Here is a 13,516-nt window from a genome sequence, read left to right as displayed (position 1 = left end):
GCGACGACGATGACCGAGGCGCAGGACACCGACCACGGGGGCCCTGCCGTGCCGCAGACCCGCACGGCACGCCACCGTCGGATCGTGGACATCCTGAACCGGCAGCCGGTGCGCTCGCAGAGCCAGCTGGCCAAGCTGCTCGCCGACGACGGACTGAGCGTCACCCAGGCGACACTCTCCCGCGACCTCGACGAGCTGGGCGCGGTCAAGATCCGCAACACCGGCGGGGAGCTCATCTACGCGGTGCCGAGCGAGGGCGGATTCCGTACCCCGCAGGCACCGCTGGGCGGTTCCGCCAAGGAGGAGCGGATGCGGCGCCTCTCTTCGGAGCTGCTCATCTCCGCGGAGGCCTCGGCCAATCTCGTCGTCCTGCGCACGCCCCCGGGCGCCGCGCAGTTCCTCGCCTCGGCCATCGACCAGGCCGAACTCCACGACGTCCTCGGCACGATCGCCGGGGACGACACGCTGATGCTGATCAGCCGTGACGCGGCCGGAGGCCAGGCGCTCGCCGACCACCTGCTGCGGCTGGCGCAGAACGAACGCTGACGCGCACAGCGCCCCGCGCGCCCGAGCCCGGTCCGTCACTCGCGGACCGGGCTCGTCGGCATCGCGGGGGCGTCAGTAGCCGGTGACCGCCAGCGCCCCGCCGGAGGTGCCGATGGCGACGTGCGGGTGCGCGGCCGGGTCGGCCCACGCCAGGATGCGGTCCATCGCCCCGGCCGGCACCGAGACGCAGCCGGCCGTCGCCCCTTCGCCGTCGACGTGCAGGAAAATGCCCGCGCCCCGGCCCCGTACCGGCTTCGCGTAGTTGAAGCCGATCACCAGCGCCCGCGCGTACTGCGTCGTGTACGTGACCAGGTGCTCCGCCTCCGAGGCCCGGCAGTCCGACGGCAGCGGCTCCACCCACCGGTTGTACTCGCGCGCCTGGTTGTCCTGGCACCACCACGAACCGCCCGTCACCCGGCGGTACGGATACGCCGTACCGGCCGGAGCCGCCCGGACACCGAAGGCGTACGGAAGGTCGTACAGGCCCGTCGGCGTGGTGTTCGAGCCCTGCCGTCGGGTACGCCCCTCGGCCAGGCCCGCCGCCCCGAACCGGGCCGGCGCGGACCCCGCCTCCTTCCATCGCCCCCGCCGCAGCTCCCACCAGGTGACCGTGCCGGTGGTGGATCCCGCCGCCGGGGCCTCGGCGACGATCAGCTGCCGGCCGCCGCCCGTGTCGGCCAGCCGCTCGGGCACCGTCCGGCGGGCAGCGACGGGCGGGCCCGCCGCGACGGACCCCGTCAGGGCCAGCAGGACGGACAGGGTCACCAGGGATCCGCGCATGCTCCGGACCGTACGGGCGGCGGGGGCACGGCTCCACCGGGGTGCTCCGTACGGTCCAGGGAAGCGTCCGGGGGGTAGTCCTGGCGAGCGTCTGTCAGGGTGCGGCCGGGGCGGACATCGGCGGCAGCGGAAGCGGCAGGCCGGGCAGGCCGTCGATGCTGGTCGCGATGCCGGGCTTCTTCTCGACGTACGCGCCGAGGCTCCCGCCGTCCTCGCGGGCGAACCGGACCGCGTGCAGGGGCCGGTCCCCGCCCGTACGCGAGGAACGGCACCGCGAACCCGCAGGTGTCACGGAATGAGGAGTGGCTGCTCCTCGATGGACGCGCGCAGCCGTCCGTCCCTGCGTTCGTAGGTCAATCCCGTGTGCGGATCATCTGCCGTCAGGAGGCTCCAGGGCTGCCCGTCAGAAGGCTCCGAGCCCGCTGCTTTTCGGCCACCGGAGGCCTCCTCCCTCGACTCAGGCGGGCGGCAGCGGCTCGTACCGGGCGCGCTGCGCCTCGTGGGCGACCTCCGGGTCCTCGTCCTCCTCCATCCCCGCCAGCACCCGCTTGCGCAGGCCGAGGCCGTGCGCGCCGAGGAGCCGGAGGCCGGCCCGGCGGACGTGCGCGGGGCGGGCGGGGGCCACCAGTGCGGCCAGCCACTCCTCCGGCACGAACAGGACGTACGGCGTCAGCGCCTTGCGGGCGGTGCGCACCACCGGCGGATGGGGGTCGTCCATGGCGGCCATCAGTTCCTCGGGGGAGACCTCGTCCAGCATGCGCAGCCCGGCCAGCGCCGCCGCGCGCACCCGGCCCTCCGGATGGAGCGTCAGAGGCCGCAGCAGATCGCCGGCGTCCGCCGCCCCGGACTCGGCCAGCCCGAACACCGCGCCCGGCGGCAGGCCGGGCGTGGCCGGATGTGCGCACCGCTCCCGGTAGAACGCCCACGGGTCCGCGCCCTCCAGCCTCAGCACCAGCCGGGCGGCCGAGCGCACCCGGGCCGAAGGATCGGCGAGACGGCCGTACGCCTCCGGCCCGCGGCCCGCCCGGTGCAGCGCGGCCACCGCCGAGGACCGGGTCGCCGCCGACGACGCGGAGAGCAGCGGATCGAGAAGGCGGTCCGGATCGCCGGGGGAGACCCGCGCGAGGAGAGCGTCGGTGCAGAGCCGGCGGACGGCCCGGTCCCCGGCGGTGAGGACCAGCTCGGTGAGCCGGGCGGTCGGCAGGAGGCCTCGGTCCAGGCAGAGCCCGGTGCCGAGCAGCCGGGCCCCCGGGCGGGGGCTCGCCAGCAACCGGCCGGGCAGCGAGGGCGGAAGCGTCCGAGCGGCGGCGAGGACCAGTGCGAGACCGGGTCCACCGTGCGGGCGGAGCGTCAGCCGTACGGCCAGCGGGACCAGTTCCGCCGCCCGACCCGCGGCCCCCGGCCCGTCCAGGGCCGCGCCGAGGGTGCGGCGGGCCCGCTCCCTTACCGGGGCCCGGCCGTCCGCGCACCGGAGGAGCAGCAGCGGGAGCAGGACGGGGCGCCCGGCGGCGAACGGCAGGGCGGCCTCGCGCACCTGCCACCGGTGGTGGCAGAGGGCCAGGGCGGTCTCCGGCTCGGACGGCGGGAAGACCGACCAGGTCACGTCCCGGGCATGCTCGTCCCAGTCGGGGGCGAGGGGGCGGCCCGGGACTCCGGAGCCACCGGTGCCGAGGGGCGCGGAGGAGGCGCCGGGCGGTGCGGCGGCGGAAGGGGCGCCGGGCGTCGTGGTCGCGGAAGGGGCGCCGGGCGGTGTGCTCGCCGGGCGGGCGCCGGGCGGCGCGTTCGCGCCTTCCCGCGCGGTCGTCGCGCGGATCCGCCGGTCGAGATCGGTCCAGGCCTCGGGATCGGCCGTGTCCACGGCGGTGACCAGGGGTTTGCCCAGCAGCAGGCGCTCGTGCGGCGCGAGGCCGCGCGCGGGGGACGGGTGGATCGGCTTCCGCATGGGCGCAGCCTATGGGCAGCCCGGACACGGGCCGCTCGGGCCCCGGGAGGCGTACGGCGGGGCAGCCCCCGGGGCTACGCGTGAGGAGCTCGGCCGGGTCCGGGGCCAGGCCACATCGGCTGACGGACCCGGTCGCGTCGGCTCCGCCCGTCGCGGCCGGTCCCTCCGCGCAATGCACGCAAAGAGCCGGACATCCCACTTGATCAACGCGTGGCCGGATAGCGACGGCGACCACCGGGGCTCTGTTGACGGAGCCTCCTCCGCCCATATCGTTGCCCCGGGCATCTAGTTCCGTGTCCTGGGCATCTTGTGCCGGGCCCGGGCACCAAGTTCCTCGATGGATTCCGTCCGACGTCCTTCTGCCGAGGAGGCAGGCATGACCGAGACCGTGACCACGACGACGCCGACCCCCCACCCCGAATACCCGATGGCCAGGGCGTCCGGCTGCCCGTTCGACCCGCCGCCCGCGCTGCGGGAACAGCGGGGCGGCGAGCCCGTCCAGCGGGTGCGCCTGTGGGACGGCAGCCGGCCCTGGCTGATCACCCGGCACGACCAGGTGCGCGCCCTGCTCGGCGATCCGCGCATCAGTGCCGACCCCACCCGGCCCGGGTATCCCCACCGTGACGCCGGGGCGAAAGCCCGGGCTCATACCCGCCAGACCTTCATCACCATGGACGACCCCGACCACGCCCGCCTGCGCCGGATGGTGACGGCCCCCTTCGCGATCAGGAAGGTGGAGGCGATGCGGCCGGCGATCCAGACGATCGTCGACGACCTGATCGACACCATGCTGGCCGCCCCGGGGCCCGTCGACCTCGTCGAAGCGTTCGCGCTGCCCCTGCCCAGCCTGGTGATCTGCGAACTGCTGGGAGTGCCCTACGAGAAGCACGACTTCTTCCAGAAGCACACCAAGGTCCTGGTCCGCCGCAACGGTGATCCCGAGGAGGTGATCGCCGCCTCGGAGGCCCTCATCGGCTACCTCGAGGACCTGCTGGCCGACAAACTGGCCGAGCCGGGCGACGACATCCTGTCCGACCTGGCCATCAAGCGCGTGGCCACCGGGGAGCTGACGCGGCGCGAGGCCGCCGAGATGGGCTCGCTCCTGCTCGCCGCGGGCCACGAGACCACCGCGAACATGATCGCGCTGGGCACGGTCGCCCTCCTGCAGCACCCGGACCAGCTCGCCCTGCTCCGCGACAGCGACGATCCCAAGCGGGTCGCCGCGGCGGTGGAGGAGCTGCTGCGCTACCTCACCATCGTCCACTTCGGCCGCCTGCGCGTGGCGCTGGAGGACATCGAGATCGGCGGCGTCACCCTCCGCGCCGGAGACGGCGTCATCTGCGCCGCCGACATCGCCAACCGCGATCCCGAACTCTTCCCCGACCCCGACCGGCTCGACATCACCCGCGACGCCCGCCGCCACGTCGCCTTCGGGTTCGGCGTCCACCAGTGCCTCGGCCAGCCGCTGGCCCGCGTGGAACTCCAGGTCGTCTACAGCACCCTCTACCGGCGCATCCCCACCCTGGCCCTGGCCACCGGAGTCGATCAGCTCCGCTTCAAGCACGACGGCGTCATCTACGGCGTCTACGAACTGCCCGTCACTTGGTAGTACCGACCACAGAATCGAGAAGCGCATGCGCGTCAAAGTCGACCAGCCCAGGTGCGTCGCCTCCGGGCAGTGCGTCCTGGCGGCCCCGGACGTCTTCGACCAGGACGACGACGGCATCGTCCAGGTCCTCGTCGAACGGCCCGAGGCCGCGTACCACGAGGACGTGAGGGAGTCCGTGGCCGTCTGCCCGGCCGCCGCGATCCGGCTGGAGGAAGAGGAGTGACGTCGGCGCCACCGCGCCGCATCGTGGTGGTGGGCGCTTCGGCGGCAGGACTGTCGGCCGCCGAAACCCTGCGGCGCGAGGGGTTCGACGGCTCCCTCACGCTCGTGGGCGAGGAAGCCCACCCTCCCTACGACCGGCCGCCGTTGTCGAAGCAGATCCTCACCGGAGCCTGGCAGGCCGACCGCCTGCGGCTGCGCCGGCCCGAGGACCTGGACGCCCTCCGACTCGACCTGCGGCTCGGGGTGCGCGCCGTCGCCCTCTCCCCGGCCGCACGGACGGTGACCCTCGCCGACGGCACCGAGCTCCCCTACGACCACCTGGTCGTCGCCACCGGGGTCCGGCCCCGCCGCCTGCCGGAGTGCGGCACACCGGGCGTCCACGTCCTGCGCGACCTGGGGGACGCCCTGGCGCTCCGTGACCGCCTGAGGTCCGGCGGCCGACTGGTGGTGGTGGGCGCCGGGTTCCTGGGAACGGAAGCGGCCGCCGCCGCCCGTTCCCTCGGCGCCGCCGTCACCCTCGTCGAGCCGGCCGACGTCCCGCTCGCCCCTGTCCTCGGCCGGCGCCTGGGCGCCCACCTTGCCCGGATCCACCGCGACCACGGCGTGGACCTGAGGACCGGCACGAAGGTCACCGGGATCAGGACGGCCGGGGGCCGGGCCACGGGGGTGCGCCTGTCCGACGGGACGGAGGCCGGGGCGGACGACGTACTCGTCGCCATCGGCTCCCGGCCCAACACCGAGTGGCTCGCCGGCAGCGGTCTCGACCTGGCCGACGGGGTGGGATGCGACGAGTACTGCGCCGCCGCGCCCGGCATCCACGCCGCGGGTGACGTGGCCCGGTGGCGCAACCCGCTCTTCGGCACCGCCATGCGGATCGAGCACCGAACGAACGCCGCCGAGCAGGGCATGGCCGCGGCCCGCAACCTGCTGGACCCCGGCCGCTCCCGACCGTTCGCACCCGTCCCCTCCTTCTGGTCCGACCAGTACGGGACGAGGTTCCAGGCCTACGGGCACCTCCGCGGCCACGACGAGGCCCGTGTCGTCGACGGGGACATGGCAGGCGGCCCCTTCGTCGTCGCCTACCGCACCGGCCGCTTCCTGACCGGGGTGGTGGCGGTGGGCACGCCCCCGAAGGTGCTGCGCCCGTGGCGGGCCGCGATCGCGGCCCGTACCCCCTGGCGGGCGTGGGCCGTTGAACCAGCGCCTGCCGCCTGAGGCGTCCCGCACCCCCACCACCGAGGTGAGCACCCGCCACCAGCCGCGTTGACAAAACATACGGAGGATTGCATAGTTATGCCAACGGTGGGCGCACCGCGGAGGATCTCCATCCTTCTCCGCGAAGACCGCCGCCCGGCGTGACCCCGCCCCGACAGCGCGCCACGCCCGCACCACGCGTACGAAACCGGCCTCCCCGATCCTCCGCGGCGGGGAGGCGGTCGCACATCCACCCCCTTGTTCTTCGAGGAGCACGCAGTGAGCAACGCCAACGCCAACAGCGACGTACGCCTCTGGGGCGGCCGTTTCGCCGACGGACCGGCCGAGGCGCTGGCCAAGCTGTCCGCCTCGGTCCACTTCGACTGGCGGCTGGCGCCCTACGACATCGCCGGATCCCGTGCCCACGCGCGCGTCCTGAACAAGGCCGGCCTGCTCACCGACGACGAGCTCACCCGCATGACCGGCGGGCTCGACCAGCTCGAAGCCGACGTCACCGACGGCTCGTTCACCGGCACCGTCGCCGACGAGGACGTCCACACCGCGCTGGAGCGCGGCCTGCTGGAGCGCGTCGGCAAGGACCTCGGCGGCAAGCTCCGCGCCGGCCGGTCCCGCAACGACCAGGTCGCCACGCTCTTCCGGATGTACCTGCGCGACCACGCCCGGATCATCGGCGGACTCATCGCCGAGCTCCAGGACGCACTGGTCGGCCTCGCCGAGGCCCACCCGGACGTCGCCATGCCCGGCCGCACCCACCTCCAGCACGCCCAGCCGGTGCTCTTCGCCCACCACGTCCTCGCCCACGTACAGGCCTTCTCCCGGGACGCCGAGCGGCTGCGCCAGTGGGACGAGCGGACGGCCGTCTCGCCGTACGGCTCCGGCGCGCTGGCCGGTTCATCCCTCGGGCTCGACCCGGAGGCGGTCGCCGCCGACCTCGGCTTCGAGCGCGGCTCCGTCGCCAACTCCATCGACGGCACCGCCTCGCGCGACTTCGTCGCCGAGTTCGCGTTCATCACCGCGATGACCGGGATCAACCTCTCCCGGATCGCCGAGGAGATCATCATCTGGAACACGAAGGAGTTCTCCTTCGTCACCCTGCACGACGCGTTCTCCACCGGCTCCTCGATCATGCCGCAGAAGAAGAACCCGGACATCGCGGAGCTGGCGCGCGGCAAGTCGGGGCGGCTCATCGGCAACCTGACCGGTCTGCTGGCGACCCTCAAGGCCCTCCCGCTCGCGTACAACCGCGACCTGCAGGAGGACAAGGAGCCCGTCTTCGACTCCTGCGACCAGCTGGAGGTCCTGCTCCCCGCCTTCACCGGCATGATGGCCACGCTCACCGTCAACCGGGAGCGCATGGAGGAGCTGGCTCCGGCGGGCTTCTCGCTCGCCACCGACATCGCCGAGTGGCTGGTCAAGCAGGGCGTGCCGTTCCGGGTCGCGCACGAGGTCGCCGGCGCGTGCGTCAAGGAGTGCGAGCACCACGGCATCGAGCTCGACGAGCTGACCGACGAGCAGTTCGCGAAGATCTCCGAGCACCTCACGCCCGAGGTCCGCACCGTCCTCGACGTGCCCGGCGCGCTCGCCTCGCGCAACGGCCGCGGCGGCACGGCCCCGTCCGCCGTCGCGGTCCAGCTCGCCGAGATCAAGCAGGACCTCGCGGTCCAGCACGCCTGGGCGACCGCCCGTAAGTAACCGTCCGCCGTCCGGACCGGGCCCCCCGGTCCGGACGCGTGGTCGCGGGCCGGCCCCGGGTGGCCCGGCGGGTCCCGGGTGAGGCAAGAGGTGTACGAACGACGCCGCGGGCTACGTTGACGGGTACGGGCGAGAACCGCCCCGCAAGCACCGCCTTCGCATAGCACCGCCCCCGGACCACGAGGAGCCCGCGATGCCGTTCGACCGCCTGACCGCGGCCACCGCCTCGACCGCCCACATCGGGCTCGGCCTGGCCGCCGTCGGCAGGCCCGGCTACATCAACCTCCACCGCGACCTCGACCTGCCCGAGGACCGCACCCCCGACGCCCTGCGCGACCGCACCCACGAACTCCTGGACGCGGCCTACGCCCAAGGTGTCCGCTACATCGACGTGGCCCGCTCCTACGGCCGCTCCGAGGCGTTCCTCGCCGAGTGGCTGACCGCCCGCCCCGCCCTCGACGACGTGGTGGTCGGCAGCAAATGGGGTTACACCTACACCGCCGACTGGTCCGTCGAGGCCGAGGCCCACGAGGTCAAGGACCACGGGGTGGCCACCTTCGACCGCCAGCGCGCCGAGACCCGCGCCCTGCTGGGCGACCGGCTCGATCTCTACCAGATCCACTCGGTGACCGCCGACAGCCCGGCCCTCACCGACAAGGAACTCCACGCCCGGCTCGCCGACCTGGCCGCCGAGGGTGTCACGATCGGCCTCTCCACGAGCGGCCCCGGCCAGCGGGACGCCATCCTGGCGGCTCTCGCCGTCACGGTCGACGGCGAACCTCTCTTCCGTACCGTCCAGGCCACCTTCAACGCGCTGGAGACCTCGGCGGGGCCGGCGCTCGCCGAGGCCCACGAAGCCGGACTCGCGGTGATCGTCAAGGAGGGCATGGCGAACGGGCGGCTGGCCGGTACGCAGGCCCCGGCGCTGATCCGCGAGATCGCCCTCGACCGGGAACTCGGCAGCGACGCGGTGGCCCTCGCCCATGTGCTCCACCAGCCCTGGGCCGGGGTCGTCCTCTCCGGCGCGGCCACGGTCGGCCAGCTCTCCGGCAACCTGCACGCCGTCACGCTCGACCTCGACGAGGAGGAGCGCGCCCGGTTCGGCAGCCTGGTGGAGGACCCGGAGGCGTACTGGCGGTACCGGGCTTCCCTCCCCTGGAGCTGACGGCCGCCCTCAGGCCGCCCAGGCGGCCAGCGCGTCGAAGTCCCGGCGCTCCAGGCCGACGGCCGGATCGATCCGCCGCAGCAGCGCCGGGCCGGGGTGGTGGGCCGCCACCCACCCCCGGTCCCGCTCGCCGACCTCGTCGTCGATCCAGGCGAACGGCCGCCCGGCCGCGTACGCCACGACGTACGGCGTCTTCCAGAAGACCCCGTCGCCCGTGGTCCCGCCCACCACCGGCCAGTCGACGAACGGCAGGGGCGGCAGCCCCAGTGGCGGCCCGACCCACACGTTGGCCTCGTCCTTCCAGGTGGTCGCCCAGACCAGTTCGTACCGGGCGGCCAGCGCGAGCAGCTCGCCGCCGTGCGCCGGGTTGATCAGCACCGGCAGACCCTGCCCCGTCTCCCACCCCGTCGGCCGCATCCGCAGACGCCGGTACCCCTCCGGGTTCCGGGGCCTGGACAGCGCCAGGTACGGGTTGAGCGGACCGTCGATGTCGATCAGCAGCAGAGGCTTGGTGACCATGCCCCCATGCTGCCGCCCGGCGGCCCGGAGCGGTGACGAAACACGGCCGTCGGGTCCCGCGGCAGGCTGCCGCCCCCGCCGGTCCGCCGCACGGCCCGGCGGACCGTATCCGGCGCGCACATGCCGTCCGGGGGATCGTCGTATGTCGCCGCGCTCGGCTCTCCGACGTCGTCCTTCTTGCCGGTCACGCCGGGACCGTACCGCCGGGTGGCCCGCCGCGCCCGCACATGTCCGCGGGCGTCCGGGTACGCGAAGGGCCCCGGGGGAGAGAAGCTCCCCCGGGGCCCTTGAAGTCCCTACCGCTACGCGGCCTTCGCCTTCGTCGCGTACATGTCCACGTACTCCTGGCCCGAGAGGCGCATGACCTCGGACATCACCGAGTCCGTCACCGCGCGCAGCACATAGCGGTCGCGGTCCATGCCCTCGTACCGGGAGAACTCCATCGGCTCGCCGAAACGGACCGTCACCTTGCCGGGACGCGGGATCCCTGCGCCGCCCGGCTGGAGCTTGTCGGTGCCGATCATCGCGAACGGGACCACCGGCGCGCCCGTCATCAGGGTGAGGCGCGCGATGCCCGTACGGCCGCGGTAGAGCCGTCCGTCGGGGGAGCGGGTGCCCTCCGGGTAGATGGCGAAGGCGCCGCCCTCGTCCAGCACCCGGCGCCCCGTCATCAGCGCGGCGACGCCGCCCCGGCCACCGTCGCGGTCCACCGGGATCATGCCGCTGCCGGTGAAGAACCAGGCCATCATGCGGCCCTTGATGCCCTTGCCGGTGACGTACTCGTCCTTACCGATGTAGTAGACCGGCCGGTCGCAGCAGATCGGCATGATCAGCGAGTCGATGAAGGTGAGGTGGTTGCCCGCGAGGATCACCGGACCGTCTCCGGGGATGTTCTCGGCCCCCTCGATCTGCGGCCGGAACATCAGGCGCAGGATCGGTCCGAGCACTGCCTTGATGACCGTGAGTCGGGACAACGGTTCCTCCGGTGTCGTGGCCGGGCCGGCCGGGGCGGTGACGCGATGGTCTGTGCAGGTGAGGACGATACTCGCGGCGACCCGCCGACCGCACATCGGGTTCACGCACTGGATACGCAGTGTTGACATGTGTTCGCCGTGCGTTGGCCCGCACGCCGTCCCCGGTACGGCACCGCCGCCTACGCTCGGGGCCGCGCCGGAGCCCGGTGCCGCCGCCGAACATCACCTGCGAGGAGCGTCCATGACAGAGCGTACGCGCAAGAGCCCCGGCCGCCGGGCCCTGCTCGGAGCCGCGGTGCTCGGAACGACCGCTGTCGGCCTGCCGGCCGCCGGTACCGCCACGGCCGCCGACCGCAGCCGTGACGACGACACGCGCCAGGACGCCGGGCGCGCGGGCGAGGGCCACGGCGCCGGACGCTCGCTGCGCGACCTGCCCGTCCCCACCGTCGTCGGCCACCGGGGCGCCAGCGGCTACCGGCCCGAGCACACCCTCGGCTCCTACCGGCTCGCCCTCGACCTCGGCGCGGACATCGTGGAGCAGGACGTCGTCCCGACCAAGGACGGCCACCTCGTCTGCCGCCACGAGAACGACATCAGCGGCACCACCGACGTCGCCTCCCACCCCGAGTTCGCGGGCCGCAGGACCACCAAGACGGTCGACGGGGTCGCGCTGACCGGCTGGTTCACCGAGGACTTCACCCTCGCCGAGCTGAAGACCCTGCGCGCCACCGAGCGCATCCCCGGCAACCGCCAGAAGAACACCCTCTACGACGGCCGCTGGGAGATCCCCACCTTCGAGGAGGTCCTGCGCTGGGCGGAAACCGAGGGCCGCAAGCGCGGCAAGCCGGTCTGGCTCTACACCGAGACCAAGCACCCCTCGTACTTCCGGGGCCTCGGACTCGCCCTGGAGGAGCCGCTCGCGAAACTGCTGCGCAGGTACGGACGCGACCGCGCCGACGCCGCCCTCATCCTCCAGTCCTTCGAGCCCGACTCCGTGCGGCGGCTCTCCCGGCTGGTCTCCACCCCGCGCATCGTGCTGCTCGCCGGCGCGAACTCCCGTCCCTGGGACTTCACCGAGGCGGGCGACCCGCGCACCGTCGCCGACCTCGTCACCCCGGCCGGACTGAAGTGGATCGCCTCCTTCGCCCAGGGCATCGGACCCACCCTCGACCTGGTCGTCCCGAGGGACTCCGCCGGCCGCCTCACCACCCCGACCGCCCTGGTCCGGGACGCCCACGCGCAGGGGCTGATCCTCCACCCGTACACGATGCGCAACGAGAACACGTTCCTGCCCACCGAGTTCCGCCGGGGCACCGACCCCAACGCCTACGGGGACGCCTTCGGGGCCTTCCGCGCGTACTTCGCCACGGGCATCGACGGAATCTTCTCCGACAACGCCGACACCGCGCTCCTCGCGGCGGCCGACGCCCGCCGCGCCTGACGGCCCCCACCGGGCCGGGCTGGTGCCGCCCCACCTGTTTACGGGGCCGCGTCAGCGCAGGGCCCGCCGTGCCCCGGTCGGGTGGGACTTCCCGCGTACGGCAACCAGCCGTGCGCGGAACGCGTTGAGCGGGCGTGACCCCCGCCGGCCACCGTGCCGTTACCCCTGCCGACCACCGTGCCGACCCTTCTGCCGCGGGCGCCGCCGACCGTGCCGACCACGGTCCGGCCGCTCCCACCGCGTACGCCGTCGTCGTGCTGACGGCCCTCCATCCGCTGGTCCGCGCAGAGGTGACGGCCGAGGCCCCGGCGGCCGGAACGGACCCTGCCGACCTCGAACAGACCGTCTGGCTCCGGCTGCTGGAGCGCCTCGCCTCAGGCGCCCCGCTGCCCGACCCCGCCCGCTGGGTGCGCGACACCGTACGCGCCGATGTCCGCCGGGCCCGGCGCGCCGCCCTGCGCGAACACCCGCACGCGGACGACGGACCCGACGCCGGACCGGCCGGCTGCCCCGAGCGCGCGACCCTCGGAGCCGACGAGCGCCGGGCGTTGCGCGCGGCCGTCGCCCGGCTGCCCGGCCGCTGCACCGGCCTGCTGACCGCGCTGCTCGACCCCGGCGACCGCACCTACCGCGAGATCGCGGGGGAGTTGGGTATGTCACAGGGGAGTCTGGGACCGATACGTTCCCGATGTCTGGGATGTCTCCGCATATTGCTCGTGACGGAGGTTGCCGCTCCCCGCGCACGGGGAAGGGTGCGTTAGACAACCGGCCTATCAGGTGAGCGAGAGGCATGCACACATGGGCATGAGCGTGATCATCTCGGCGGCGACCCCGGACGACGCCGAACAGCTCTTCAGGCTCCAGTACCTCTGTTTCCAGAGCGAGGCGGAGCTCTACGGGAACTACCGGATCGACCCGCTCGTCCAGACCCTGGAGTCCGTCCAGACCGAACTCGCCACCGACCTGGTCTTCGTGGCACGGCTCGGTGACGAGGTCGTCGGCGCGGTCCGGGGGTCCACCACGGACGACGGCGCCGGCCGGATCGCCAAACTCTGTGTCCACCCCCGGCTCCAAGGCCACGGCCTCGGCGCCCGGCTGCTGCGCGCCGCCGAGGCCGGTCTCGCGTCCGACCGCGCCGCCACCCGCTTCCGGCTGCACACCGGGCACCGCAGCGAGAGCAACCTGGCTCTCTACCGCCGCGCCGGATACACGCAGGTCGGCGCGGAGACGGGTGAGGACGGCGTACGCCTGATCCTGCTGGAGAAGGAAGCCCCGGCGGCCCGGGAGTACCTGGCGAGCGCGTAGCTTGCCGGCCGTCGACCGCCGAGAACGCGAAGTCCCGCCCGGACGCACGGTGCGGGGCGGGACCGCGCGCTCTCCTCGGGAGGCACGGCCCCGCAACGGAGCCTGT

Annotated in this window: 14 protein-coding genes and 1 pseudogene; 9 read left to right on the top strand and 6 right to left on the bottom strand. The window is 73.8% G+C overall.

What is annotated here, in order from left to right; genetic code table 11:
• Positions 1 to 9 precede the first annotated feature (9 nt).
• Entirely contained in the window at positions 10 to 546 is a 537-nt protein-coding gene (locus tag ACFZAX_RS30675; protein WP_327174768.1) for an arginine repressor, read from the top strand.
• A gap of 72 nt (positions 547 to 618) precedes the next feature.
• Here ACFZAX_RS30675 and ACFZAX_RS30670 read toward each other — a convergent pair whose 3' ends face one another.
• The 3 genes and pseudogenes from ACFZAX_RS30670 to ACFZAX_RS30660 form a co-directional block, all read right to left on the bottom strand.
• Positions 619 to 1,326, bottom strand: coding sequence for a L,D-transpeptidase family protein (locus tag ACFZAX_RS30670; protein ID WP_390965563.1), 708 nt, complete (start codon positions 1,324 to 1,326; stop codon positions 619 to 621).
• Positions 1,327 to 1,420: 94 nt separating this feature from the next.
• Positions 1,421 to 1,619, bottom strand: a pseudogene (locus ACFZAX_RS30665) (pyridoxamine 5'-phosphate oxidase family protein); the annotation flags it as partial.
• A gap of 164 nt (positions 1,620 to 1,783) precedes the next feature.
• Entirely contained in the window at positions 1,784 to 3,268 is a 1,485-nt protein-coding gene (locus tag ACFZAX_RS30660; protein ID WP_390965562.1) for a hypothetical protein, read from the bottom strand.
• Positions 3,269 to 3,644: 376 nt separating this feature from the next.
• Here ACFZAX_RS30660 and ACFZAX_RS30655 point away from each other — a divergent pair, with 376 nt between their 5' ends.
• From ACFZAX_RS30655 to ACFZAX_RS30635, 5 genes are all read left to right on the top strand, one after another.
• Positions 3,645 to 4,877, top strand: a complete 1,233-nt coding sequence (locus ACFZAX_RS30655) for a cytochrome P450 (RefSeq protein ID WP_390965561.1) — start codon at positions 3,645 to 3,647, stop codon at positions 4,875 to 4,877.
• A 25-nt stretch (positions 4,878 to 4,902) separates the two neighbouring features.
• Complete coding sequence (locus ACFZAX_RS30650; RefSeq protein ID WP_390965560.1) at positions 4,903 to 5,100, top strand: 4Fe-4S domain-containing protein; 198 nt, start codon at positions 4,903 to 4,905, stop codon at positions 5,098 to 5,100.
• The gene (locus ACFZAX_RS30645) at positions 5,097 to 6,314 is read left to right on the top strand and encodes an FAD-dependent oxidoreductase (protein WP_390965559.1); all 1,218 of its coding nucleotides are present in this window, start codon (positions 5,097 to 5,099) and stop codon (positions 6,312 to 6,314) included. Before ACFZAX_RS30650 ends, ACFZAX_RS30645 begins: the two co-directional genes overlap by 4 nt.
• 258 nt (positions 6,315 to 6,572) lie before the next feature.
• Positions 6,573 to 8,006: an argininosuccinate lyase gene (gene argH / locus ACFZAX_RS30640; RefSeq protein WP_390965558.1), complete on the top strand. Its 1,434-nt coding sequence runs from the start codon at positions 6,573 to 6,575 to the stop codon at positions 8,004 to 8,006.
• Between the two features lie 193 nt (positions 8,007 to 8,199).
• On the top strand, positions 8,200 to 9,171 hold the full coding sequence (locus tag ACFZAX_RS30635) for an aldo/keto reductase (RefSeq protein WP_390965557.1): 972 nt from the start codon (positions 8,200 to 8,202) through the stop codon (positions 9,169 to 9,171).
• 9 nt (positions 9,172 to 9,180) lie between these two features.
• Here ACFZAX_RS30635 and ACFZAX_RS30630 read toward each other — a convergent pair whose 3' ends face one another.
• The 3 genes from ACFZAX_RS30630 to ACFZAX_RS30620 form a co-directional block, all read right to left on the bottom strand.
• Positions 9,181 to 9,690: a hypothetical protein gene (locus ACFZAX_RS30630; RefSeq protein ID WP_390965556.1), complete on the bottom strand. Its 510-nt coding sequence runs from the start codon at positions 9,688 to 9,690 to the stop codon at positions 9,181 to 9,183.
• Positions 9,666 to 9,878 (bottom strand): hypothetical protein, encoded by a 213-nt coding sequence (locus ACFZAX_RS30625; protein WP_390965555.1) that lies wholly within the window; start codon positions 9,876 to 9,878, stop codon positions 9,666 to 9,668. The genes ACFZAX_RS30630 and ACFZAX_RS30625 overlap by 25 nt, the downstream gene beginning before the upstream one ends.
• A gap of 114 nt (positions 9,879 to 9,992) precedes the next feature.
• Positions 9,993 to 10,664 carry a lysophospholipid acyltransferase family protein gene (locus tag ACFZAX_RS30620; RefSeq protein WP_387371952.1) on the bottom strand — a complete coding sequence of 224 codons (672 nt, stop codon included), beginning with the start codon at positions 10,662 to 10,664 and terminating at the stop codon, positions 9,993 to 9,995.
• Positions 10,665 to 10,905: 241 nt separating this feature from the next.
• Here ACFZAX_RS30620 and ACFZAX_RS30615 point away from each other — a divergent pair, with 241 nt between their 5' ends.
• The 3 genes from ACFZAX_RS30615 (at position 10,906) to ACFZAX_RS30605 (ending at position 13,410) form a co-directional block, all read left to right on the top strand.
• Complete coding sequence (locus ACFZAX_RS30615; RefSeq protein ID WP_390965554.1) at positions 10,906 to 12,105, top strand: glycerophosphodiester phosphodiesterase family protein; 1,200 nt, start codon at positions 10,906 to 10,908, stop codon at positions 12,103 to 12,105.
• A 134-nt stretch (positions 12,106 to 12,239) separates the two neighbouring features.
• On the top strand, positions 12,240 to 12,866 hold the full coding sequence (locus tag ACFZAX_RS30610) for a sigma-70 family RNA polymerase sigma factor (protein ID WP_390965553.1): 627 nt from the start codon (positions 12,240 to 12,242) through the stop codon (positions 12,864 to 12,866).
• A gap of 37 nt (positions 12,867 to 12,903) precedes the next feature.
• Positions 12,904 to 13,410, top strand: a complete 507-nt coding sequence (locus ACFZAX_RS30605; protein ID WP_390965552.1) for a GNAT family N-acetyltransferase — start codon at positions 12,904 to 12,906, stop codon at positions 13,408 to 13,410.
• The last annotated feature ends 106 nt before the right edge of the window (positions 13,411 to 13,516 follow it).

This window comes from Streptomyces sp. NPDC008125 (assembly GCF_042957125.1).
GTDB lineage: Bacteria > Actinomycetota > Actinomycetes > Streptomycetales > Streptomycetaceae > Streptomyces.
This window is presented reverse-complemented; position numbering and strand designations above follow the sequence as displayed.